General features: G+C 56.0%; 22 protein-coding genes. 16 read left to right on the forward strand and 6 right to left on the reverse strand.

Annotated elements, in window-relative coordinates:
- Positions 1–220 precede the first annotated feature (220 nt).
- On the forward strand, positions 221–1,033 hold the full coding sequence (locus QEP11_RS00110) for a pseudouridine synthase (RefSeq protein ID WP_284334516.1): 813 nt from the start codon (positions 221–223) through the stop codon (positions 1,031–1,033).
- Between the two features lie 112 nt (positions 1,034–1,145).
- On the opposite strand, the gene QEP11_RS00115 is transcribed toward QEP11_RS00110, so the two are convergent.
- Positions 1,146–2,144: a DHH family phosphoesterase gene (locus tag QEP11_RS00115; RefSeq protein WP_284334518.1), complete on the reverse strand. Its 999-nt coding sequence runs from the start codon at positions 2,142–2,144 to the stop codon at positions 1,146–1,148.
- A gap of 141 nt (positions 2,145–2,285) precedes the next feature.
- Here QEP11_RS00115 and QEP11_RS00120 point away from each other — a divergent pair, with 141 nt between their 5' ends.
- From QEP11_RS00120 to QEP11_RS00130, 3 genes are all read left to right on the forward strand, one after another.
- Positions 2,286–2,810 (forward strand): MgtC/SapB family protein, encoded by a 525-nt coding sequence (locus QEP11_RS00120; protein ID WP_284334519.1) that lies wholly within the window; start codon positions 2,286–2,288, stop codon positions 2,808–2,810.
- Between the two features lie 230 nt (positions 2,811–3,040).
- The gene (locus QEP11_RS00125; RefSeq protein ID WP_284334520.1) at positions 3,041–4,231 is read left to right on the forward strand and encodes a M20 aminoacylase family protein; all 1,191 of its coding nucleotides are present in this window, start codon (positions 3,041–3,043) and stop codon (positions 4,229–4,231) included.
- A gap of 60 nt (positions 4,232–4,291) precedes the next feature.
- Positions 4,292–5,290: a Bug family tripartite tricarboxylate transporter substrate binding protein gene (locus QEP11_RS00130; RefSeq protein WP_284334521.1), complete on the forward strand. Its 999-nt coding sequence runs from the start codon at positions 4,292–4,294 to the stop codon at positions 5,288–5,290.
- On the opposite strand, the gene QEP11_RS00135 is transcribed toward QEP11_RS00130, so the two are convergent.
- Complete coding sequence (locus QEP11_RS00135; RefSeq protein ID WP_284334522.1) at positions 5,277–7,247, reverse strand: putative bifunctional diguanylate cyclase/phosphodiesterase; 1,971 nt, start codon at positions 7,245–7,247, stop codon at positions 5,277–5,279. The two genes, QEP11_RS00130 and QEP11_RS00135, sit on opposite strands and share 14 nt — an antisense overlap.
- 72 nt (positions 7,248–7,319) lie before the next feature.
- Positions 7,320–8,264, reverse strand: a complete 945-nt coding sequence (gene ylqF, locus QEP11_RS00140) for a ribosome biogenesis GTPase YlqF (protein ID WP_284334523.1) — start codon at positions 8,262–8,264, stop codon at positions 7,320–7,322.
- A gap of 81 nt (positions 8,265–8,345) precedes the next feature.
- Between ylqF and QEP11_RS00145 the strand changes: the two genes are divergently transcribed.
- Positions 8,346–8,588, forward strand: coding sequence for a hypothetical protein (locus QEP11_RS00145; RefSeq protein WP_284334524.1), 243 nt, complete (start codon positions 8,346–8,348; stop codon positions 8,586–8,588).
- 16 nt (positions 8,589–8,604) lie between these two features.
- Here the strand turns inward: QEP11_RS00145 and QEP11_RS00150 are convergent, their stop codons facing one another.
- From QEP11_RS00150 to QEP11_RS00160, 3 genes are all read right to left on the reverse strand, one after another.
- Entirely contained in the window at positions 8,605–10,218 is a 1,614-nt protein-coding gene (locus tag QEP11_RS00150; RefSeq protein ID WP_284334525.1) for a methyl-accepting chemotaxis protein, read from the reverse strand.
- Between the two features lie 219 nt (positions 10,219–10,437).
- A complete protein-coding gene (gshA, locus tag QEP11_RS00155) occupies positions 10,438–11,967 on the reverse strand; it encodes a glutamate--cysteine ligase (RefSeq protein WP_284334527.1) in 1,530 nt (509 codons plus the stop codon).
- A gap of 162 nt (positions 11,968–12,129) precedes the next feature.
- Positions 12,130–13,065 (reverse strand): SDR family oxidoreductase, encoded by a 936-nt coding sequence (locus QEP11_RS00160; RefSeq protein ID WP_284334528.1) that lies wholly within the window; start codon positions 13,063–13,065, stop codon positions 12,130–12,132.
- A gap of 611 nt (positions 13,066–13,676) precedes the next feature.
- On the opposite strand from QEP11_RS00160, the gene QEP11_RS00165 reads away from it, so the two are divergent.
- The 11 genes from QEP11_RS00165 (at position 13,677) to QEP11_RS00215 (ending at position 22,966) form a co-directional block, all read left to right on the forward strand.
- On the forward strand, positions 13,677–13,973 hold the full coding sequence (locus QEP11_RS00165; RefSeq protein WP_284334529.1) for a 2Fe-2S iron-sulfur cluster-binding protein: 297 nt from the start codon (positions 13,677–13,679) through the stop codon (positions 13,971–13,973).
- A 215-nt stretch (positions 13,974–14,188) separates the two neighbouring features.
- Complete coding sequence (ribBA, locus tag QEP11_RS00170; protein WP_284334530.1) at positions 14,189–15,310, forward strand: bifunctional 3,4-dihydroxy-2-butanone-4-phosphate synthase/GTP cyclohydrolase II; 1,122 nt, start codon at positions 14,189–14,191, stop codon at positions 15,308–15,310.
- Positions 15,311–15,315: 5 nt separating this feature from the next.
- A complete protein-coding gene (gene ribH, locus QEP11_RS00175) occupies positions 15,316–15,780 on the forward strand; it encodes a 6,7-dimethyl-8-ribityllumazine synthase (protein WP_284334531.1) in 465 nt (154 codons plus the stop codon).
- Positions 15,781–15,782: 2 nt separating this feature from the next.
- Entirely contained in the window at positions 15,783–16,325 is a 543-nt protein-coding gene (nusB, locus tag QEP11_RS00180) for a transcription antitermination factor NusB (RefSeq protein ID WP_284334532.1), read from the forward strand.
- Between the two features lie 93 nt (positions 16,326–16,418).
- Entirely contained in the window at positions 16,419–17,603 is a 1,185-nt protein-coding gene (locus QEP11_RS00185; protein WP_284334533.1) for a pyridoxal phosphate-dependent aminotransferase, read from the forward strand.
- 11 nt (positions 17,604–17,614) lie between these two features.
- Positions 17,615–18,028, forward strand: a complete 414-nt coding sequence (gene ybgC, locus QEP11_RS00190) for a tol-pal system-associated acyl-CoA thioesterase (RefSeq protein WP_284334534.1) — start codon at positions 17,615–17,617, stop codon at positions 18,026–18,028.
- The gene (gene tolQ / locus QEP11_RS00195) at positions 18,025–18,735 is read left to right on the forward strand and encodes a protein TolQ (protein WP_284334535.1); all 711 of its coding nucleotides are present in this window, start codon (positions 18,025–18,027) and stop codon (positions 18,733–18,735) included. Before ybgC ends, tolQ begins: the two co-directional genes overlap by 4 nt.
- A 14-nt stretch (positions 18,736–18,749) precedes the next feature.
- Positions 18,750–19,178, forward strand: coding sequence for an ExbD/TolR family protein (locus QEP11_RS00200; protein ID WP_284334536.1), 429 nt, complete (start codon positions 18,750–18,752; stop codon positions 19,176–19,178).
- A gap of 39 nt (positions 19,179–19,217) precedes the next feature.
- Positions 19,218–20,360, forward strand: a complete 1,143-nt coding sequence (tolA, locus tag QEP11_RS00205; protein WP_284334537.1) for a cell envelope integrity protein TolA — start codon at positions 19,218–19,220, stop codon at positions 20,358–20,360.
- 183 nt (positions 20,361–20,543) lie between these two features.
- Positions 20,544–21,920 carry a prephenate-dependent tRNA uridine(34) hydroxylase TrhP gene (gene trhP / locus QEP11_RS00210; protein WP_413788657.1) on the forward strand — a complete coding sequence of 459 codons (1,377 nt, stop codon included), beginning with the start codon at positions 20,544–20,546 and terminating at the stop codon, positions 21,918–21,920.
- A 173-nt stretch (positions 21,921–22,093) separates the two neighbouring features.
- The gene (locus QEP11_RS00215) at positions 22,094–22,966 is read left to right on the forward strand and encodes a ParB N-terminal domain-containing protein (protein ID WP_284334539.1); all 873 of its coding nucleotides are present in this window, start codon (positions 22,094–22,096) and stop codon (positions 22,964–22,966) included.
- Positions 22,967–23,036 lie beyond the last annotated feature (70 nt).

Genomic DNA, 23,036 nt, shown 5'->3' on the forward strand with positions numbered 1-23,036 from the left:
TGACCCAGCCAAGTCTTGCTGACACATCAGTTGGCCCCACCTGGCTATCTTCTTTTATCCACCCGCCGTCTGAAGCAAAGACAAGCATTTGCAGATCTACTGCAACACACCCGCTTAATTGCGCAGCGCCGCTGGCTCCACCCCTGTACATGTCTGCACACAATCACAAGCTTTATCCTAAACGCCTACACTTGCCCGCTTTGCGCATTTCTTCCCAACCATGACCGACGCCGCCGAACGCCCCTGCTACACACATCCGCTGGAGATTCTTTGGCAAGACGAAGACATGGTGGTGGTCTACAAGCCTGCGGGCTGGCTGGTGCACCGCACCGCCATAGCGCGCCATGAAACACGCTTTGTGCTGCAAACCTTGCGCGATCAAATTGGCCGCCATGTCTGGCCGGTGCACCGCCTCGATCAAGGCACCTGCGGGGTGCTGGTATTTGCGCTGAACAAGGAAAGCTGCCAAAAGCTGGCCGCATGCTTTGTGGAACACACCGCCCATAAGCACTATCTGGCCCTGGCGCGTGGGTGGCTGCCCGATGAGGTGGAGGTGGACTACGCACTCAAGCCCGACGATGCGCCCGAGGACGCCCCCGCCCAGCCTGCGCAAACCACGCTGCGCTGCCTGGCACACCTGGAATGGCCTGAAGCCTATGACAAGCGCCATGCAAGCACCCGTTTATCGCTGGTGGAGGCCTTCCCCAAAACAGGCCGTCGCCACCAGATCCGACGTCACCTCAAGCACGAGTCGCACCCCATCATTGGCGATGCCACACATGGCAAAGGCCCGTTGAACCGCTGGTGGGCCGAGCGGATCGGGCTGCACCGCCTGTGGCTACACGCGCATGCGCTGCAATTGCCCCACCCACGCACTGGCGAGCGCATGCACTTTTGCGCAGACTGGCGCCAATTGAACCATGTCCCAGAGGTTCAACAGTGGCAGCAGTTGCTTCGTATCAACGGCTGGCAGGCATTGCTACGCGGCTTGCCCGAAAGCTGTGGCATCACCTTGCCCCCCAAGCCGGTCTGACAGGATTTCCTGCGTTGAAAGAAAAAAGGACTTCAGATACCAAGTAGCTGAAGTCCTCTTGTTCCACCATCCATGCAGCAATCCATGACTGCATGAGGGCAGCACTGGCCGATCACTTCTTGGGCTTGACCCACTTGCCTTCTTCATCGAACTCGAGCAACGGCGCAGGCACGAGAACGTAATCAGCTTCACGGTCAGCTTTCAGCTCTCCCTTGAGCAGGTCCAGCAGGCGATCATTGTCCATCCTGAAACCACATGCCTGCGCATGGCCACCACCGCCAAAGCTTTCTGCCAACGGAATACAGTTGAACTCCGAGCGCGAACGCAGCCCCACCTTGGTGCCTTTGGGGTTGGCGTGCCACATCAACGCAAAGCTGCCGCTTTGGCGCGAAAGCAGATCACCCACCTGGCTGTGGAATACACCCGGGCAGTTGACCATCAGCCCCTGGAAGCCATTGAAGGTCAGCACCTGCGCGCCTGAGGCGATGTCTTCACACAAGCTTTTGAACTTTTCATCCATGGCACCACCACGCGCCATGAAAGCAGCCTCTTGCTCCGGCGTAAAGGCAGCAATTTCTGCCCAACGCTCAAAGCTGCGCACCTCCATGTCCAGAGCTGCCAAAAACGGAGCACTTTCTGCAAACTCCCACTTCCAGATATCGCGGTCTTCGATGTACTTGATCAGACCCGGCACGGGTTTTTCGGGATGAAAGAATTCCCAAGCCAGCCTGGCACCTGACTTGTTCATGTCAAAGTGCACCACACCGCACTGGCATTGGTAACCCGTCAGCTTTTCCGCCGCACTCTTGTGATGGTCCAAAACCACCAACTTGCTGACCTTGGACTCAATCTCCGCCATCAGCACAGGCTCAAACGCAAAGTCCACCACGTATACGGCACGGCCTTGCAAGTCCTCGCCCAGATCAGCAGCAGTCTGAATTTCTCCGTGATCCAAGCCACGGTACTCTGCCTTGTCACCGTAGAACAGCCAGGCGGCCAAGGCAGCGCCAAAACCGTCCGGGCAGCGGCGTCCGTGGTAGAGGATCAAGGGGCGAACGTCTTCCAAAGAAGCTTGCACAAACAATTGCAATGGGAGGATGGTATTTTTCATGTTGCCCCTATTTTCACCGCGTAGCGTCCAACTCACACGACGTAGGTGCAAGATGACACGCATTTGCGGCAGACAAAAACAGCATCTAGAGCCTCAGCAGCGCACCATGATGGACATATTCCACACGCAGGAGCAGCACCCATGCAATGGTGGCAAGAGGTGGCGGCAGTCGCCATGGCAGAATTTTCCGATGTTCCAGACCCTGGGCAGGCCACGCGCATCGTCATGCGCCTGACTCTGGCGGCCCTGCTCGGCGGCTTGCTGGGCTGGGAGCGGGAGGCCACGGGCAAAGCGGCAGGCGTTCGCACGCATATGCTGGTGTGCATGGGCTCAGCCATGTTTGTGATGATTGCACTTCAGACAGGCGCTCAGGCTAATGAGGCCAGCCGCGTCATGCAGGGAGTGATTGCAGGTGTCGGCTTTCTGGGTGCCGGCACAATTTTGAAAGAAAACTCCGATGTTGGGGCACTGCCGCAAGTCAAAGGTCTGACTACAGCCGCAGGCATCTGGCTGACGGCAGCCATTGGAGTGGCAGCCGGTCTGGGAGAAGAGGCAACCGCCGTGCTCAGTGCCTTGCTGGCATTTGGCATCCTGCGCTTGGTTCCTGTCCTGCTAGGACGAAGTGATGCGAAAGGCAATGAAGAAAAAAACCAACAAGGCGATTAATGCAAGTTTGGAATGATTCGATTTCACCACCTCATGCGAAACAAGACACAAAAATATTTGAAAATTTCAAATAAATCAATGACTTAATTTAAAAAATCACCAATTAAACAATACCTCCCTCCTTGATGATTACATTCCCAACCCGCAGACAGTTTCGCAGGCTCGTCACATAATGGTTTCATCCATATATCAGTGACTGGTGCACGAAGCTGTGCCAGCCACCCAAACTGATGAATACCGTCAACGACATCACCCCTTATTTGGGACAACTGCTCAGCTTCCGTCATGACATGCATGCGAACCCTGAGCTGCGCTATGAAGAACATCGTACTGCCGACAAGGTTGCGGCGTTTTTGCAAGCACTGGGCCTTCCTGTGCACCGTGGTCTAGGCAAAACCGGCGTTGTTGCCACCATCTACGGCCAAGGCCGCTCCAAAGACAATCCTGGCCGCACCATCGGTATCCGTGCCGACATGGATGCACTGCCTGTGACCGAGATGACCGGCGTGCCCCATGCCAGCTGCGTCCCCGGCAAGATGCACGCTTGCGGCCACGATGGACACACCACCATGCTGCTGGGTGCAGCCACATTGCTGGCCAGAAACCCTGCTTTCGGTGGCACGGTTCACCTGATTTTTCAGCCAGCTGAAGAAGGTGGCGCTGGTGCCAAGGCCATGATGGATGACGGCCTGTTCAAGCTCTTCCCGTGTGACGCAGTATTTGCGCTGCATAACTGGCCCTCGCTGCCCCAAGGCCAGATGGCCGTGCGCGTGGGCCCCATCATGGCATCCACCATGCGCTTCGAGATCAAGGTGCGCGGCAAGGGCGGCCATGCGGCCATGCCCCACAAGACGCTGGACCCCATCCCCGTTGCCTGCGCCATTGTCAGCCAGCTGCAGACCCTGGTTTCGCGGGGCGTTGACCCTCTTGACTGCGCCGTGTTGACTATCGGCAAGATTGAAGGCGGCACCGTGGAAAACATCATCCCTGATGAATGCTCCATTTACGGCACTGTGCGCACGCTCAAGAAGTCCACACAGGAATACATGATTGAGGGTCTCAAGCGGGTCTCCAGCAATGTGGCTGCGGCTCACCTGTGTGAAGCCACCTATATCCACAAGCCCGGTTATCCCAACACCACCAACACGGCAAATGAAGCACGCTTCATGGGTGAAGTCATGCAGGAAATGGTCGGTAAAGACAATGCCTTCCCGGACATTGATCCAGCCATGACAGCAGAAGACTTTGGCTTCATGCTGGAAGAAGTACCCGGTGCTTATGGCTGGATTGGCAACGGCCCCAATGGCCAGCCAGGCATTGGCCTGCACAACCCAGGCTACGATTTCAACGACGACAATATCGACCTGGGTTCACGCTTCTGGGATCGACTGGCTCGCCGCTGGTTCGAGCAACCGCGTTAAACACTTGTTGCATCAGAACGAACCGCGCCCTGGCGCGGTTTTTTATTGGGAATAGACATCATGAGCATCGCAAACCGCCACCAACTCAGCCGTCGCAGCGTGTTGCTAGTAAGCGCTGGCTTGGCTGCTGCAGGCTTGCCCAGCATAGGCGCAGCCGCTGACAAGCCTTGGCCCAGCAAACCCATTCGCATGATCGTGCCCTATCCTGCAGGTGGTGTGAATGATGTGGTGGCACGCATGTTTGGCGGCATCATGGGCCAAAGTCTGGGCCAGCCTTTGATTGTGGAAAACAAGCCTGGAGCGGGTGCCACCATCGGCATGGCCGAACTTGCCAAGGCCGATGATCAGCATACCTTTGCATTTGCAGCCATCAGCCCCCTGACGCTCAACCCCTACCTGATGAAAGTGGCCTACGACCCCTTGCAAGACATCATTCCGGTGGCCAGCGTGATGTATGCGCCTGTCTATGTGCTCGCCACCGCCGCCTTTCAGGGCCGCAACTTTGCCGATCTATTGACCCAGGCCAGAACCAGCAAAGGGGTGAGCGTAGCCACATCAGGCTACGGCACGCTGGCTCACATCATGGTGGAACAACTCATACGAGCCACAGGCGGCAAGTTTGTACATGTGCCATATAAAGGCGGCAGCCAACTGATCACCGATGCCGCAGGTGCTCAATTTGACGTGTTGCTGGCCAACCCTTTTGCCCCGATCAATGCGCTGATTGATCAGGGCAAGCTGCGCGTGCTGGCCACCACCGGGCCACAGCGCGTAGCCAGTTTCAAAGACATTCCCACACTGGGTGAGCTGGGCTTTGACAAAGCCAATCAGACTTCTTTGTTTGGGTTTTATGCACCGCACACCACGGATGCCGCTGTAGTGAAGCGCTTTCACACAGAAGTCAACCGCATCTTGTTAGGTCAGGACATGCAGCAGCGCCTGCGCAAGCTGGACAATGTGCCAAGAGCCACTTCTCAATCAGACTTTGCGGCAGCAGTGCGCAAGGACTATGCACTCAATGGCGTGGTGATCGAGCAAGCAGGCATCAAGGCGGAGTAAGCGATTCATGGGACAGTTGCTCCAGCCACTCCTGGACCGGCATGGGGCGACTGTACAAATATCCCTGACACAGAATCGCAGGGTACCAGGCACGCAAGATGGCCGCCTGATCTTCCGTCTCCACACCTTCAGCCACAACCCGCAAATGCATGCTCTTGGCCACCATCAACAGTGCCTGCACCAAGGTGCCGCTGTTGGCGTCGGGCTCAAGGTTGTGAATGAACGATTGATCGATCTTGATCTCCTGGATAGGCAAGCGGTTGAGATACGAAAGCGATGAGTATCCTGTACCAAAATCATCCAGTGCACACTGCACTCCCAGGCCATTGAGACGCGTCATTTTCTGAACCGCCTCATTCACATTGGTGAACACCATACTCTCCGTCACCTCCAGAACCAGCCGCCCCTGACCCAGATATTTACCTCGGAGTAAGTTGGTAACTTTGTCGACAAAATCTGCCTGGACAAACTGCCTTGCACTGATATTGACGGCCACAGACATCTGTGCCCCTCTCACCAGAGGATGTGTCAGCAACTCGACTGCCTGACGCAGCATCCAGTCGCCCAGTTGCACTATCAACTGAGAATCTTCCGCTATGGGAATGAATGTGCCCGGCGAGACCATGGCCTCCCCAGGAGGCTGCCAGCGCAACAAGGCCTCAACGCCCCGCACCTTGCCTGCAATATCAACCTGTTTTTGTACAAAAATGCGTAAATGGTCGTGTGCAAGCGCTTCGTACAGACCTTTTTCAATTGCCAGCTTACGCTGGCTGCTTTGCTCCAGGGCTTCATAAAACATATGCACCTGCCCAACGCCCTGCGCTTTGGCCTGGTACAACGCTAACGTGGCTCTACGGTAGATATGATCTTCTGAATCCCTTTTACGCGCTGGCTCGGTGAAAGGAAACACAGTGATTCCAACACTGAACGCCAGTTGCACTGCCTCCATTTCCTCGCGGGCCAATACCACATGGCGCAAGCCACGCTGTAACTCTGTAGCCAGTGCATAGGCCATCATGCGTGCATCCACGCGGCTTCTCGCAGCATCTTGCAAGACCACCGCAAACTCGTTGCCCGAAGTACGTGCTACCCAAGCAGTTTTCGGGACCAGGCTTTGCAGCCTTTTGCCCACTGCACGCAACAGTGCATCACCCCACTCCAGGCCTCTGCCCGCGTTGAATTTGGAGAACTTGTCCATATCAAACAACAGCAGCGCATGCCAGTGCTCAGGTTCATGCGGAAAGCCTTGTTCAGACTTGATCATCTCATCGAGGTGCTGCGACAACGCCCAGCGATTGGGAAGCAATGTCAGCGCATCAAAATTGAGCATCTGACTCAAACGGCCCCGGGATTGCAACAGCTCTGTAATGTCCTGTTTGAGCTCCACAAAGCCTTGTATGGAGCCATCAGCCCCCATCAACGAAGAAATGCTTACGCCTTCCTGCATCTCTGAGCCATCTTTGCGACGATTGACCATCACACTGCGCCACACCCCGCCGCCCATGGCTACTGCACGCATTTGCAGACGTTGCTCTTCGCTCATGCCTGTGGAAGATATCTGACGCGCAGGCTTGCCCAGCACTTCAGGCAAGCTATAGCCGGTACGCTCCAAAAATGTGCGATTGGCATAGAGCAAGTGGCCATCAAAATCCACGACCACCATGCTCTCAGGGCTTTGCTCTATGGCTGAGAACACCAATTCTGTTCCTGCCAACGCGGCCTGATCCGAATGGCGTACATGCAGCATGGATCCTCGCCATAAACAAACCACCCCTGCCAGCAATGCTGTCAATACCAGCATCATCAAAGCCATTCCCGCCGTGCCACGCACCCATACAGCGGCAAGCAACATCGCTGACATCAGCAAAAGCGCCCAGATGGCACTTTTATTGGTCAAAAAAGGGCCGCTGAAAAACGTCCCTTTCACAAGAGGAGCAGCAATAGGTGAGGCAGCCATAGCAGGGTGCAAAAAAATGTTCCCGCCAGCGTGTCACGGCGCAATGCCTTTTCACGTAGGCTGAAAGCGCAATTACCAGCGCTTCACACCCTTTTTTTTGGCTGCTGCGATTGCCTCTTTGCGCGCCAGGCGCTCTGCATCGGCTATGGCCGCTGCGGCAGCCCATTGCTCAAACTCTTCAGGTGTTTCCAGCGTGATACGTCCCAGCATATGTGTACGGTAGTCGGTAATCACAATTTCAGCAGCCTTTTGTGTGTTTACCCTTCCACCGCTCATCACGCAGCCACGTTTGCGGCCAATGGCATCGAGCAACTCATCATCGTGCAACGCCTGAATCTTTGCCACACCCAGGCCCAGTTTGAAGCGATCCTCCAGATTCTGGGGATAGTGCTTTTGCAGAATCAGCAGCAACTCCAGGGCCACCAACTCTTCGTCATAGGCATTGCGCCCAACCGAGCCGGAAGCCGCAAGGTTGAAGCCGCTTTGCTCAATCGAGATGCGTGGCCACAGCATGCCTGGGGTATCCCAGAGATAGAAGTCATGGTCCAGCACAATGCGCTGCTCATCCTTGGTCACACCCGCCTCATCGGCTGCTTTGGCCTGCTTCTTGCCACTCATCGTGTTGATCAATGTGGATTTACCTACATTGGGCACTCCACAAATCAGCACCCGCATGGGTTTGGCCATACCACCGCGGTTGGGCGCCAGCTGACGGCAGGTCTCCACCAGGCGTCGTGCCGGGGCGATCTCTTCCGCATCCATCGCGATGGCGCGGGTGTCGGGCTGGGAGTTGTACCAATCCAGCCATTGCTGGGTTTTTTCCGGGTCGGCCACGTCTTGCTTGTTCAACAATTTCATGCGCGGCTTGTGCCCCGTCAACTCTTGCAACAAGGGGTTGAAACTGGAGCCCGGAATACGCGCATCCAGCACCTCAATGACCACATCAATGTCTTTCACGCGCTCTTCAATGAGCTTGCGTGTGGAGTTCATGTGGCCGGGGAACCATTGGATTGCCATGGGCGTGCTTTCTTATTTTCAACAGGAGCTTGGGGCCGCAAGGATAATCGCAAGCTGTTATCTCGTCACAACGGTCCTGTCATGTCCTCGCAACGCTCCAAACCATCTCCACATCCTTTGAACAACGACATGCTGGTACGAGGCGTGATTTTGGTGCTGATTGGCCTGGTCCTGATCATCGCCCCGCACTTCATGTCTGCCAGTGAAACCCGTGAGCTGTTTCAACATGCGCGCATCCCGGCCTGGTTCTCGCTGGTGTTGGGCCTGGCGTTCATGGGCCAGTATGCGCTGCGCCGCCACAAAGAGCGGCAGACCAGGCAATAAGCCTCTTAAAAGGCTGCTAAACCATCTCGGTTTGCAGGGCTTGCAGCTTGAACACCGCTACTTGCTGCGCCAGGTGTCCCGCCTGAGCATGCAGACTTTCAGCAGCATGACTGCTGGCCTGCACCAGACGGGCGTTATCTTGCGTCATGCCATCAAGCGCCACCATCGCGTGGTGCAATTGCGCTATGCCAAGGCTTTGTTCCTGGGCTGTTTGGGTAATTGTCCCCACCAGACTGCTCACGTTTTGGACGTCCTGCACGATGCGTTGCATGCGCTGGCCCGCCTCCTGCGCCAACCCCGCGCCAGCTTCCATCTGCTCCAGTGAGCTGCCTATCAATGTCTTGATCTGACGGGCTGCCTCAGCACTGCGCAATGCCAAGGCACGCACCTCGGCTGCCACTACCGCAAATCCCCTCCCCTGCTCACCGGCACGCGCAGCTTCTACGGCAGCATTGAGTGCCAGAATATTCGTTTGAAAAGCGATGCCATCAATCACACCGGTGATGGCTGCAATTTCTGCACTTTGGGAGCGCAAGCTGTCCATGCTGTGCACCATGTGCTGCACCACAGCCCCCCCATCTCTGGCAGATTGTGCCGCGGAAGCCGAGAGCTGGTGCGCCTGATCGGCGCTGGCCACTGAATCAGCCAGTTGCTGGCTGATTTGCTCTATCCCCGTCACTGCCAATTGCAGCTGTGCATCGGTGTGCTGGGTGCGCTCGGCCAGTTCGGTATTGCCTTTTGCCAAGCGACTTGCCGTTTGAGTGACATGACCGACGCCACTGCGCACCTGTGCCACTACGCCATGTAGCTGTTGCCCCATGCGATCAAAGGCGCGCAGCAAACTTCCCATCTCATCTTTGCGACTCTCTGCTGCCTGCTCCGTCAGATCGCCATGTGCAATGGCCTCAGCCAGCGCCACCGCCTGGGCCAGCGGTTGTGTGATGGAACGTGTAATCGCTACAGAAATCCACACGCCCACAACAAGCAGCACTGCATAAATGCCCAAGGCCCATATTTGCGCCTGCTGACGCGTCTGCGCTGCCGTCTCCTGAGCATTCAGCCTATCTTGCTGCAGCTGTTGCAGCCATAGATCCTGGGCATTCAGATAGCTCTGCGCGGCAGGCTGCAGCGATTCCTTGACCAGCCGCTCAGCCTCCCATGCCATGCCCAGGTCACGCGCACGAAAGCTCTCGGCGTAGCTTTTGGCCAGCGCAGCTTCCAGCTCATGCAGTTGAGCTCCTTGTGCACCATCCAGTGTCATGGCTTGGCCCAGGTTGCGAGCTTGCTCAAGATAGTCACGGGCTTTACTTGCAAATGCGGCAATCACAGACTCTTCGGATGACAAAACGCTGGCCAAGGCCGTCTCTACGCCTTTTTGTGTCAACGCCTGCCATTGCCGTACCTGGCCGATACCGCTGTCGTGCCACTGCAAGCTGGCAACTGCATCTCGCTCGACTTTTTGCAGGTAAGCAATCAAGCCTCCAGCCACCAATACGCCACACAGCAACAAACCACCAAACACCACTGCGATCTTGGCCGCTACAGGCCAATTGCGCAGCAAGCCAGATGAAGATGATGACGGCGCGTCCACTGCAACCGTTGGCGCAAGAAAAGGAACAGGTAGCGACATAAACAGCAAACCACTTCGTTCAAGGTGTTTGCAATTTAATGTTACAAAATGTCAGAACAATGACAAATCCAAGACATTCTGCAGCCATGCTGCAAAACATGGCTGAAGCATCAGACGCTGCACACAAGCGGGCCCTATCTCTATCTGTAAACTGCAGCAACCGATATCGGGGCGAACAAAGCCGACGCGATCACGATCTCTGTTAACGGAAAGCCTCTGTCAACCCAAGGCTGCTGGATCCATATAGCGCAGTCGCCATTCCTCAAAAGTGCCTGTATCGGCAGCTTCGATCTCTCGCTGCTTTTGCACCGAAATGTCTGCCATGTCTGCAAATCGGGTCTGCTGCGCATCGGTCCATGGCAGGCTGAGCAAGTGCTCGCGTGCCCAATCCGACTGCGCCAGACCGAACTGCGCGAAACTGTTGCCATGCATGCTTTGCATTTGCGCCAGCACCCGCGCAGAAGGGGTACTTTCTGGCTGCGCCACACGGGTTTGCGCCTGCGCCAAAGCAGCACTGTAGTCCTGTGTGCCATGGGTGGCATCAAGCGCAGCAGCAAACGGCGCACACTCATTCAGAACCTGCTTTGCCCAATCACTGAGCAGCAGTTCTTCAGAGCCGCGCTGCAGTTTCAGCCCTGGCTCACGGCCACGTTCCGCCACCAAGTGCTGATTGTTCTTGAGCTGTGCAATTTCTTCGGGCGAGTCATTGGGGCTGTCGTGAAACAGGCAGTGCAGCAAAAATACATCCAGCATGCGCATGGTGGCTGCATTGATACCCAGGGGCTCGAAAGGATCAATATCCATCAACCGCACTTCCACGTATTCCACACCCCGTTCACGCAGCGCATGCAGCGGACGCTCGCCACTGTAGGTTGTGCGCTTGGGACGAATAGTGCCGTAGAACTCGTTTTCAATCTGCAGCAAGCTGGTGCCCAGCTGGTTGTAATCACCGCCGGGATTTCGAATGCCGAGTTGTTCATAGGCGGGATACGGCTGTGTCAGCGCCTGATGCAGCGAGTTGGCATAACCTTCCAGGCCGTTATAGCTGACATTGATGGATGACTGTGCATCACTTTGATAACCCAAACGCCCCATGCGCAACGAAGTGGCATAGGGAAGGTACAAAGCCTTTTGCCTGTCTCCCAATGGTTGCAGACGATGCTCGCGTCCTTGCACAAAGCACGGGCTCAATGCAGGCGAAGCACCGAACAAATACAGCAGCACAAAGGCATGGCGACGGAAGTTGCGAATCAGTGCAAAGTATTCTTCGCTGGTCACTCCTGGCAGTGACCAGTTGTAGTGAATGCCCGAGATGGTTTGCATGCGGCGGCCATAGCGATGCCCCAGCCCCATGCGATAGACACTCTTGGAGCGTCCAGAATGCGAGGCCCCGTAGCGCCCAAGGGGAATGGTTTCATCCGTTGGCAAACCGCAGGGCATGCTGCAGTTCCACATGGCCTCCTCACCCAGGGCTGCCATGCTGCGCAAGGTGTACTGGTGCACCTCTTGCAACTCTTGCAAACACTCCTCAACACCTAAGCGCGCCCCGGTGATCAATTCCAGCTGAGACTCACTGTAATCGGTGGTGATGAAGGGATGAGTCAGCGCCGAGCCCAGCGCTGCAGGGTGCGGCGTGAGCGCAAGATAACCGTTGGGCAAGACGCGCAAACCTTCTTTTTCTATACCGCGGCGTATGCCTGCCAGGCGCTCTGCAGCGGGAAGGGAGAACGATTTGGGCGATGGATTCATTCTTGTCGGGTGTTACGGTCAGAAAACGGGGGCAACCTTAGCATGCCTCTTTCATTCGAGGTGATGATAGAGACATGCTTGCAAATCTGGTGCCAGCCCCGTGCATAACCACGTACAGGCTGTGTCGCCCGCTCACGTGATTGCACACTGACTTTGTAACAGCTAGAGATGCTCGTCTATCAGACAGGCTGAACGCTCGGCCATCGCCTTCCCCACCTCGATCTGCCCTTGCGCGGCCCCACTTTGCGGTACTTGCTCGCCCTGCCGGTTGCTGACCGCAGTCAGCTGCTGGGCAAGCAACTCTGGCGCATCCTCTCCCATGCCCACATAAACACCTTGCGTCAGCGTGATATGTGCAGCCTCAAAGCTGCCTGCACCTGCGCACAGAATGGTGCGATTGGGCGCTGTTGCATGGGCCAGCACCAGCATGGCGGGCACCACGGCCTCAGGCTTCAATGCAGCCAATACGGCATCCGGCATCAGGCCCTCCGTCATGCGCGTCGCGGCTGTGGGTGCCAAAGCATTCACATGGATGTTGTACTTGGCACCTTCAATGGACAAGGTCTGCATCAGGCCCACCTGTGCCATCTTGGCAGCGCCATAGTTGCTCTGTCCGAAGTTGCCGTACAGACCGGAGGACGAGGTGGTCATCACAATGCGGCCATAGTTTTGTGCCTGCATATGCGGCCACACAGCCTTGCAGCAGTTGGCCGCTCCCATCAGGTGCACCTCGACCACCAGACGAAAGTCATCCATATCCATCTTCGCAAAGCTCTTGTCACGCAAGATGCCTGCATTGTTGACGAGGATATCCACACGCCCCCAAGCATCAATGGCTTGCTGCACCATGGCCTGCACGGCAGCAAGATCCGTTACAGATGCACTGTTGGCAATTGCCTCGCCTCCCAGGGCCTTGATCTCGTCCACCACAGTCTGGGCAGCAGATACGGAGCCGCCTGAGCCATCAACGGCTCCACCCAAGTCATTGACCAAAACCTTGGCTCCTCGTCGTGCCAGTGCGAGTGCGTGCTCACGCCCTAGCCCACCACCAGCTCCGGTCACAATGGCCACTTGCCCTTCAAACGTCAACGCTTGCATCAAAATCTCCTTGCTCAATATTTGCTTGCTCCTGACGTTGGCACTGTACGCACCTGCCAATCCAAATGCTTTCTCACAGGTGACTGCAGCGCACGCTCAAGCCGCCACCCAATTTATCCCCCGCCGCACGGCACAAGCATGTGGACAAGCTTTGCATGGTCGCCAACAACTACGCTAAGCCCTTGTTTTACAAGCACACACCACGATTGCACATTTTTTAATCACCGCAGATGAGCCATGATTTTTTTGGCCCCAGAAAACTTGGACAATTCTGTGGATAAATCACCAAAAGATCAGCAACAACTAAATCAACTTGTTGTTTTTATTAAAAATAAATTTACTTGATTATTTTTTAACCAGTCAAAAAGACACTGAACAAGCTCAAGCCCACTGCAATAATGGACAAGAAAAAACAGACAGTTGCCCCCAAATTGGCTGGACAACTTTGTGGATAACATCCTTCCAAGCACATCCCCGTCGCACAACTGCTTGATCTGCAAGGGCTGAAAGTTCATTGCTTATTTTTTAAGCAATTGTGACACTCCTGTCAGACATGTCCGATACCGTCACAATCTGCAGTGACATTGCGCATTTTTTCGATCTTTTCACCCATGACCACTCCCCAAACACCTGAGCTATTCACCATCAAACTTGAACCCAGCGGGCAGCAATGTGACGCTTGGGCTACAGACACATTGCTGGACTCCATCGAAATGGGTGGATTGCAATGGCCCAGCTCCTGCCGCAATGGCACCTGTCGCACTTGTTTGGGAACAATCACTTCAGGATCCGTACGTTACGAAATTGATTGGCCAGGACTGACACCCGAAGAGAAAGCCGAGGGTTGCGTGCTGCCATGTGTGGCCTATCCCAATGGCGATGTCAGCTTGCAAGACCCTGCAAACTGAAGCAGAGCAACAGTACATTTCCTGCAGGCATGCTGCAAAGCACTAAAATGGCTGCTTTCAATAGGACCGCGCACCATCCGGCGCCGGCACAATGCGACGGTGACCGTCTGCACATATGTTCTTTGGACTGCATGTACACATGCACGCTGGGCGGGTGCCCACACAAAGGCAGTGCTGCCGGCTACCCGACAGGTTAATCCAAGGAACGAGACACCATGAACGCCCCCCTCACACCCGTGCAAATTTCGCCGGTGGAAGATATCGTTGCTGACATGCGCGCAGGCCGCATGGTCATCTTGGTTGATGAAGAAGATCGTGAAAACGAGGGGGATCTGGTACTTGCAGCCGACCATGTCACTGCAGAAGCCATTAACTTCATGGCCAAGTTTGGCCGTGGCCTGATCTGCCTGACGCTGACCCGTGAACGTTGCGAATACTTGAAGCTCCCTCCCATGGCGGCACGCAACGGCACCGTCTACAGCACTGCCTTCACTGTCTCGATTGAAGCCGCGGAAGGGGTAACCACCGGCATCTCCGCCGCAGACCGCGCGCACACAGTGCGTACCGCCGTCGCCAAAGATGCAAAGCCCACAGACTTGGTTCAGCCCGGACACATCTTCCCACTGCAAGCCATGGAAGGAGGCGTTCTGATTCGCGCTGGTCACACGGAAGCTGGTTGTGATCTGGCTGGCATGGCCGGCTGCAGCCCATCGGCTGTGATCTGCGAGATCATGAAAGATGACGGCACCATGGCTCGCCTGCCCGATCTGCAATTGTTTGCCGCAGAGCATGGACTGAAAATTGGCACCATTGCCGACCTGATCCAATACCGTAGCCGCAATGAATCACTGCTTGAGAAAGTGGGCACACGCCCACTAAATACAGCCTGGGGTGAGTTCACTGCACACCTTTTCCTCGACAAGCCCAGCCAATCCGTTCATATGGCACTGGTCAAAGGCACTTGGAGCGAATCTGATGAGGTTGCCGTGCGCGTGCACGAGCCTCTGTCTGTACTGGACGCTCTGGAAGTCAACCGCGCCATGCACTCGTGGGGCCTGGACACCAGCTTGCAATACCTGAATGCCCAGGGCCAGGGCGTGGCCGTGCTGCTCAACTGCAATGAAAGTACAAGCCAATTGCTGGCGCAGTTTGACGGAAGCGCCCGCTCAGCCCAAGCCCCCGAGCGTGGCCGCATGGACTTGCGCACCTATGGAATTGGTGCACAGATCCTGCGTGAATGTGGCGTGCACAAAATGAAATTGATGGGCCAGCCTCGTCGCATGCCCAGCATGGCCGGCTATGGTCTTGAAATCACTGGCTATATCACCAAGGAATAAAAAAGATGCTGAACGCTGAAAAAGGCTCCGCCACCAATCTGAACGGACAAGGACTGCGTATTGGCATCGTTCAAGCCCGCTGGAACGAAGGCATTACCAATGCTTTGGCCGAGGCATGCCACCAAGAGCTGCTGGCAACTGGTGTACACACTGATGCCATCGACCATGTCATGGTTCCCGGTGCACTCGAAGTGCCTGTGGCCCTACAAGCCATGGCTGAGCGTGGCGGCTACGATGCGCTGATCGCACTAGGCTGCATCATCCGTGGGGAGACATACCACTTCGAGCTGGTAGCCAATGAATCGGGCGCAGGAGTCACACGCTTGAGCCTGGACTACAAGCTGCCGATTGCCAACGCAATCATCACCACTGAAAACCTAGAGCAAGCGATTGCTCGCCAGACCGAAAAAGGCCTGGACGCAGCGCGTGTGGCCGTTGAGATGGCCACACTGCTTAAAAAACTGAAATAACCATGAGCGACGAACAATCCCCATCGGCTGGCAACAGCCGTCCACCCCGCCAGAAACGCACCGGCCTGACCAGTACCGGTGTACGCAAGGCTGCCTCCAAATCTGCTCGTACACGCTCACGTGAATTTGCGCTGCAGGCACTCTACCAACACCTGGTAGGTCGCAACAGCGCCAGCTCCATTGACATGTTCACGCGTGATCTTGCAGGTTTCCACAAGTGTGACGCCGCGCACTATGACGCTCTGCTGCACGGATGCATCGAGATCGAAGAAGATCTGAACGCCCTGATCCTGCCCAAGCTGGATCGCAAGTTGGAAGAGCTCTCGCCCATCGAGCATGCCTGCATGTGGATTGGAGCCTATGAACTGATGCACTGCATGGACGTTCCATGGCGCGTGGTGCTCAACGAGGTGATTGAGCTGGCCAAGGAGTTTGGCGGCACCGACGGACACAAATATGTCAATGGCGTACTCAATGCCTTGGCCCCTGAGTTGCGCGCAACCGAAGTGCAAGCAGACAAGGCAAAGGCAGAGAAAAACGCCTAAGCCACTCCGCACAAGGCAGCGCGCTCCAGGCCGCTGCCTTTTTTCATGCTTTTAGTTATTCCTCAGTGACAGCGCATTGCGACTGCCAAGCCCATGAAGTTTTCTACGCGCGCCGAAAAGATTGAACCCTTTTATGTCATGGAAGTGGCCAAGGCCGCCCAGCAAATGGCAAAACAAGTGGCCAGCAGCGCTGAGCCCATGATTTTTTTGAACATTGGCGAGCCTGACTACACCGCTCCTGCACAGGTCCAGGCTGCGGCCAATCAGTGCATTGCCGAAGGCGCCACGCAATACACCAACGCCCTGGGCCTGGAGCCACTGCGTGAAGCCATCAGCGCCTGGTACCAAAGCCGCTTCAATGTGGATGTGCCTGCACGGCGCATCGTGATCACTGCAGGTGCCTCCGCTGCTTTGCAACTGGCTTGCTTGGCACTGATTGAAGCTGGGGATGAGATTCTCATGCCCGATCCCAGCTACCCCTGCAACCGCCATTTTGTGAGAGCGGCTGAAGGTGTGGCCAGACTCATACCCACTGGCGCTGCAGAGCGCTACCAGCTCAGCGCGCAGCAGGTACAAGCCCACTGGGGGAGCAAGACTCGTGGCGTGCTGCTGGCATCGCCCTCCAACCCCACAGGCACCTCGATTGACCCCAGCGAGCTGCGCCGCATTCATGCAGTGGTCAAGGCCAAGGGTGGCATCACCATCGTTGATGAAATCTATCTGGGCCTGTCATATGAAGAAGCCTTCGGGCACAGTGCTCTTGCCATCAGCGATGACATCATCTCCATCAACAGCTTCAGCAAATACTTCAATATGACGGGCTGGCGTCTGGGCTGGATGGTGGTGCCCGACGCCATGGTTTCCGTGGTTGAGCGCATGGCGCAAAACCTGTTTATCTGCGCCTCCACCATCTCGCAGCATGCTGCCCTGGCATGTTTCACACCCGAGAGCATTGCGATCTACGAGGCTCGCCGCGCGGAATTCAAAGCCCGTCGAGATTACTTTCTGCCCGCCTTGCGTGAACTGGGCTTTGGCATTGATGTGATGCCTGATGGTGCTTTCTACGCATGGGCAGATTGCACACCTCTGTGCAAGAAACTGGGGGTCAAAGACAGCTGGGAGTTTGCCTATGCACTGATGGAGAAAGCCCACCTCGCCATTACACCAGGGCGCGACTTTGGCACTGCGGACACCGCCCGCTATGTGCGTTTTTCCACCGCCAACTCCATGGAACAGTTGCAAGAAGCTGTGCGCCGCATGCAACTGCTCTTCAAATAAGGGGAACTTTGATGGCCTTCACCTTTCCCATCCGGGTGTATTGGGAGGACACGGATGCCGGTGGCATCGTCTTTTACGCCAACTACCTCAAGTTCTTTGAGCGTGCGCGTACGGAATGGCTGCGAAACTTGGGCGTTGAGCAGCAAAAGCTGCGTGATGAAGTTGGTGGTATGTTTGTGGTCACTCAGGCAGAAATCAACTACCTCATACCTGCGCGTCTTGATGACGTGGTGGAAGTTACCGCTGTGTTGCAATCAGCAGGCCGTGCCTCGATCACAATCAGACAGCAAGCTTTTTTGAAGCCCGTGTCATCCAATCAAGCACCGCAACTGTTATGTGAAGGCAGTATCCGCATCGGCTGGGTCGATTCGACCACCATGCGCCCTGCCCGTATTCCGAACTCCATCGTGGAAAAACTCTCATGAACGCAGCCCAAGACATGTCCATCTTCAGCCTCATTCTTCAGGCCAGCTGGGTGGTGCAATTGGTCATGTTGATTTTGGTCGTCGCTTCCGTTGCAAGCTGGGCCACCATTTTTCGCAAGTCCCAGGCACTCAAGCAAGTGCGTCAATTCAACGAAGCGTTTGAGCAAGACTTCTGGTCCGGCCAAAGCCTCAATGACCTCTACAACAGCGCCACACAAAACGCCAAGCATGGTGGTCCCATGGAACGCATTTTTGCCAGTGGCATGCGCGAGTACAAAAAACTGCGCGAACGCCGTATCAGCGACAGCGGCACTTTGATGGACGGCACTCGTCGTGCCATGCGCGCAAGTTTTCAGCGCGAAATGGATGAAGTGGAGTCTGGCCTGTCCTTTTTGGGCACCGTGGGCTCCATCACGCCTTACATCGGCTTGTTTGGTACGGTGTGGGGGGTGATGCACGCTTTCACCGGCTTTGCCAATATGGAGCAGGTCACCCTGGCTACGGTGGCACCAGGTATTGCAGAAGCTTTGGTGGCGACTGCGATGGGTCTGTTCGCGGCGATTCCCGCTGTGGCAGCCTACAACCGTTATGCCAACAGCATTGACCGCATTGCCAACAGCCAAGAGACCTTCATGGAAGAGTTCACCAACATCTTGCAGCGCAATGTCAGCAGCCCCGCAGCCACTGCGACGGCTTCGGGCCACTAAAACTGGAGCCGCCCATGCCTGCAGCCAGCTCCCGAGGTCGCGGTCGCCGCACCGTCAATGAAATCAATATGGTGCCGTTCATTGACGTGATGCTGGTGCTGCTCATCATCTTCATGGTGACAGCCCCCATGCTCACGCCCGGCGCCATCAATGTGCCCAGTGCTGGCAAGTCCAGCAAACCTGCCGTTAAAAACGTTGCCCATGTGCTGATGGAGGCGGATGGCAGCATCCGTATCAAAACCTCCAATGGAGAGCAGGCGGTATCGTTGCAAGAGCTGGGCACACTGGCAGCCACATGGCAGTCCAACCAGCCCGAAGACAGTGCGGTCATGATTCAGGCAGACAAAGGTCTGACCTATGAAACCGTGGTTGCTGCCATGGGTGCGCTGCAAGCCGCAGGTGTCAAGCGTGTAGCACTCGGCGTGAAGTCTGCCGCCAAATAAACCTCTTATCCCGTTCGCGTCCCAGCGTTTTTATTGTCCATGTCTTCTCGTCTCGATCACGATCCATTTGCCCCGCCCCGACAGTCCAAGCGACTGCGCAACTGGGTGATGGCATTGCTGGCACATGCCATTTTGGTAGGGGCCTTCGTATGGAAAGTGAACCCTCCCGAGGCCGTTGAAGAAGCGGCCGTGGAGGCAGAACTGTGGGCCGACAACTTTGAGCAGGCTGCACCACGTGCACCCAACCCGCCTCCAGCACCTGAACCAGAGCCTACACCCGAGCCCGAGCCCGAGCCCGAGCCAGCACCTGCGCTACCTCCACCACCACCTCCCCCTCCTCAGCCTAGCCAGCAGGAGTTGCAAGCTCAGCGCGATGCAGAGCTGGCGCTGCAAGAGCGCAAGCAAAAAGAAGCCGAACTGAAGAAGCAACGAGAACTGGAAGCGCAAAAGGCCAGGGAAAAAGCCGAGCAAGAGAAGGCTGAAAAAGCAGAAAAAGCCAAGCAGGAAAAAGCCAAGCTCGAAAAAGAGAAGGCGGAACAAGCGCGTAAGGACAAGCTCGAGCAAGAAAAACGTGACAAGGCAGAAAAAGCCGAGCAACAAAAGCGCGAGAAAGCAGAGCAGGAAAAGAAAGAGCGTCTAGAAAAAGAAAAACGCGAAAAGGCTGAAAAGGAGAAAGCCGCCAAAGAAAAGGCGGAGAAAGAAAAAGCCGAAGCTGCGAAAAAGGCTGCTGAGGACAAACGCAAGAAAGAACAAGCGGCCAAAGATGCCAAGGTCGCCAAGGAACTGGAGCGCATGCGCCAGGAAAACCTCAAAGCCATGGCCGGCATGGCCGGTGGATCTGGAGGTTCCGGTTCAGCCGAACGTAGCAGCGGCCCCAACGGCGGCAAAGGAACGGGCGGTGGCACTGCAGGACACTCTGCAGGCTATGGTGCACGCGTGGCAGCCAAGGTCAAACCCAATATTGTCTACCCCGATATGATCAGTGGCAATCCGCGCGCCGAAGTGCGCGTGCGCGCTGCACCGGATGGCACGATCACTGGTGTGCAACTGGTCAAATCCAGTGGAAACAAGGCCTGGGATGATGCAGTGGTACGTGCGCTGCACAAAACAGACACCTTGCCCAAAGACACGAATGGCAAGGTGCCTGCAGAGTTCACGTTTGGTTTCCGTCCACAGGATTGATTATTTACATAGCACCTAGTGCCCTACACAAAGGACTTCAGATAGATAACTAACTGAAGTCCTTCTTACTTATGTTTCACGTGCTTTTGCTCCCATAGCAACTAGCGCTGTTCCACGTTGCTGACGGGTGCATGTTCACACGGTCGTGACGAACTGACGCCAATCAAGGAAAATACGCCCCCTATGAAAGCCCCTGAACTGTTGCTTCCCGCCGGCTCGCTCGACAAGATGCGCGCCGCCTATGACTTTGGCGCTGACGCTGTATACGCTGGCCAGCCGCGCTACTCCCTGCGTGCGCGCAATAACGAGTTCCGCATGGAACAGATTGCCCAAGGCATTCAGGAAGCCCACCAGCGTGGCAAAAAATTCTTCCTGACCTCCAACGTCATTGCCCACAACGACAAGATACGCACCTATCTGCGTGACATCGAGCCCATCATCAACATGAAGCCCGATGCATTGATCATGGCCGACCCAGGGCTGATCATGATGGTCAAGGAAAAATGGCCTGAGGCCGTGATCCATCTCTCGGTGCAAGCCAACACCACCAACTACGCCACCGTCAAGTTCTGGCAGAAGATGGGCGTTGAGCGCATTATTTTGTCACGCGAGTTGAGCCTGGACGAGATTGAGAAAATCCGCCAGGAATGCCCGGACATGGAGCTTGAAGTCTTCGTCCATGGTGCGCTGTGCATTGCTTACTCGGGCCGCTGCCTGCTGTCGGGTTACTTCAACCGCCGCGACCCCAACCAGGGCACATGCACCAACGCCTGCCGTTGGGAATACAAAACACACGGCGCCGATGTAGACCCCAACACTGGTGAAGCGCTGGGTCAGGCCATGGAAAAAGGCTTCAACTTTGAAGATGCCAAGAATGACCTGGACAACCAGTTCACCAGCACCTGTGGTGACCAGAAACGTCACCCAAAGGCCGACGCCATCTACCTGCTGGAAGAAAAAGGCCGCCCTGGCGAAATGATGCCCATCATGGAAGATGAGCACGGCACCTACATCATGAACTCCAAGGATCTGCGCGCCGTGGAGCACGTTGAGCGCCTCACCAAGATTGGCGTGGACTCGCTCAAGATCGAAGGCCGCACCAAGAGCCTGTACTACGTTGCTCGTACCGCACAAACCTATCGCCGTGCAATTGATGATGCCGTGGCCGGTCGCCCCTTTAACCCCCACCTCATCACCGAACTGGAAGGCCTGGCCAACCGTGGTTACACAGGGGGTCTGCTTGAGCGCCGTCCTGCCAACGACTATCAAAACTACGAAACTGGTACCTCTGTGCTGCAACGTAGTCACTTTGTGGGTCAGGTACGTGGTTACGAAAATGGCTTGGCCGAAATCGAAACCATGAACCGGTTTGCCGTAGGTGACATGATTGAGATCATCCACCCTACGGGCAATCGCACCATGAAGCTGGAGCAAATGTTCAACCTGGATGGTGAACCCGTACAAGTAGCGCCTGGCAATCCCGTGCGCGTACGCATTCCAGTGGAAGGCCCGATTGAAGGCGGACTGATCTCGCGCTTGTTGCAACCCGAGAACGCTTGATTGGCGAGGCTGCCAAGATGGGTTGGTGAAGTCTTAGAGACATTCACGTTTCTGTATTTCAAGCCCATTGAGCAGCACCTGCAACAAAGGCACCTACGGGTGCCTTTTGATTTTGATCTTTGACATTCACGGCCAGATGGCTACAGTCCATGGGCCGCAGAAACTGGAATTCCATGAGTACCGAAGAGATTGTTGTCCTGCCTGAACTCAAGGCCTATATCGACCCCCTCACCCCTGATGAGCACGAAGCACTGGAGCGCAGCATCCTTGAAGAAGGTTGTCGCGATGCGCTGGTGCTGTGGGGCAATATTTTGGTGGATGGTCACAACCGCTATGGCATCTGCCAAAAACACGGCCTGCCATTCAAAACCATTCAGAACGAACGCTTCCAGAACATGGAGGACATCCACCTGTGGATGATTGACCAGCATCTGGGCCGCCGCTCCGTGTCTGACTTTCAACGCGGAGTGCTCGCCCTGCGCAAGCGCGAAATCATTGCCGAACGGCGTGCTGCAGCTGCTGCTGCCGTTAATGCAGCCAAGGCCGAAGCAGGCGATGCCGCAGAGGCCCCCTGGGAAGGTGATACCGACCCCGTCGTGGCCAAAGCCCTGGCCAATGTGCCCAAGGTGCCTGACGAGGCGCTGGACACCCGAGAAGCCCTGGCACGCGCAGCCCGACTGTCAGCAGGCCAGGTCAAGATGATTGAGACCATCCAGGAAAAAGCCGCGCCGGAAGTGGTCGCTGCGGTCAAAGCCGGAGAGCTGTCGCTCAATGCCGCGGCCGTGGTTGCCACCCTGCCTGTTGAAGAACAGCAGGCAGTAGCTGCTGAGGGTGCGGATAGCCTCAAGCAGGCGGCCAAGCGTGTACGTGACGCCAAGAAAAGGCCCAAAGCTGAAAAAATCGTGAACGCAGACGAGAACGTGGAAGCTGCACCTGCGGCCTCTGCAGAAGAACTTCAAGCACGCGTGACTGAACTTGAAGCCGAGAACGAACGCCTGCGCATGCAGGTCAAAACTCTGCAAGAGCTGCTGGCCGAGCAAGGCTGAAGCCAGCGCCATATAGCTCGGCACGGGGTCCCCGGTTTGATCGATGGCCCCGTTTTTTTATGCCATGCTG

The sequence above is a fragment of the Comamonas halotolerans genome (assembly GCF_030162935.1).
GTDB lineage: Bacteria > Pseudomonadota > Gammaproteobacteria > Burkholderiales > Burkholderiaceae_C > Comamonas > Comamonas halotolerans.

Excerpts from the sequence above, each read along its gene's own strand:
- QEP11_RS00185 (WP_284334533.1), top strand. The coding sequence starts at position 16,419 with ATGAAGTTTTCTACGCGCGCCGAAAAGATTGAACCCTTTTATGTCATG.
- QEP11_RS00200 (WP_284334536.1), top strand. The coding sequence starts at position 18,750 with ATGCCTGCAGCCAGCTCCCGAGGTCGCGGTCGCCGCACCGTCAATGAA.
- QEP11_RS00165 (WP_284334529.1), top strand. The coding sequence starts at position 13,677 with ATGACCACTCCCCAAACACCTGAGCTATTCACCATCAAACTTGAACCC.
- ribH (WP_284334531.1), top strand. The coding sequence starts at position 15,316 with ATGCTGAACGCTGAAAAAGGCTCCGCCACCAATCTGAACGGACAAGGA.
- QEP11_RS00110 (WP_284334516.1), top strand. The coding sequence starts at position 221 with ATGACCGACGCCGCCGAACGCCCCTGCTACACACATCCGCTGGAGATT.
- nusB (WP_284334532.1), top strand. The coding sequence starts at position 15,783 with ATGAGCGACGAACAATCCCCATCGGCTGGCAACAGCCGTCCACCCCGC.
- QEP11_RS00130 (WP_284334521.1), top strand. The coding sequence starts at position 4,292 with ATGAGCATCGCAAACCGCCACCAACTCAGCCGTCGCAGCGTGTTGCTA.
- QEP11_RS00115 (WP_284334518.1), bottom strand. The coding sequence starts at position 2,144 with ATGAAAAATACCATCCTCCCATTGCAATTGTTTGTGCAAGCTTCTTTG.
- ribBA (WP_284334530.1), top strand. The coding sequence starts at position 14,189 with ATGAACGCCCCCCTCACACCCGTGCAAATTTCGCCGGTGGAAGATATC.
- trhP (WP_413788657.1), top strand. The coding sequence starts at position 20,544 with ATGAAAGCCCCTGAACTGTTGCTTCCCGCCGGCTCGCTCGACAAGATG.
- QEP11_RS00150 (WP_284334525.1), bottom strand. The coding sequence starts at position 10,218 with ATGTCGCTACCTGTTCCTTTTCTTGCGCCAACGGTTGCAGTGGACGCG.
- QEP11_RS00120 (WP_284334519.1), top strand. The coding sequence starts at position 2,286 with ATGCAATGGTGGCAAGAGGTGGCGGCAGTCGCCATGGCAGAATTTTCC.
- QEP11_RS00160 (WP_284334528.1), bottom strand. The coding sequence starts at position 13,065 with ATGCAAGCGTTGACGTTTGAAGGGCAAGTGGCCATTGTGACCGGAGCT.
- gshA (WP_284334527.1), bottom strand. The coding sequence starts at position 11,967 with ATGAATCCATCGCCCAAATCGTTCTCCCTTCCCGCTGCAGAGCGCCTG.
- QEP11_RS00135 (WP_284334522.1), bottom strand. The coding sequence starts at position 7,247 with ATGGCTGCCTCACCTATTGCTGCTCCTCTTGTGAAAGGGACGTTTTTC.
- tolQ (WP_284334535.1), top strand. The coding sequence starts at position 18,025 with ATGAACGCAGCCCAAGACATGTCCATCTTCAGCCTCATTCTTCAGGCC.
- QEP11_RS00145 (WP_284334524.1), top strand. The coding sequence starts at position 8,346 with ATGTCCTCGCAACGCTCCAAACCATCTCCACATCCTTTGAACAACGAC.
- tolA (WP_284334537.1), top strand. The coding sequence starts at position 19,218 with ATGTCTTCTCGTCTCGATCACGATCCATTTGCCCCGCCCCGACAGTCC.
- QEP11_RS00215 (WP_284334539.1), top strand. The coding sequence starts at position 22,094 with ATGAGTACCGAAGAGATTGTTGTCCTGCCTGAACTCAAGGCCTATATC.
- ylqF (WP_284334523.1), bottom strand. The coding sequence starts at position 8,264 with ATGGCAATCCAATGGTTCCCCGGCCACATGAACTCCACACGCAAGCTC.
- QEP11_RS00125 (WP_284334520.1), top strand. The coding sequence starts at position 3,041 with ATGAATACCGTCAACGACATCACCCCTTATTTGGGACAACTGCTCAGC.
- ybgC (WP_284334534.1), top strand. The coding sequence starts at position 17,615 with ATGGCCTTCACCTTTCCCATCCGGGTGTATTGGGAGGACACGGATGCC.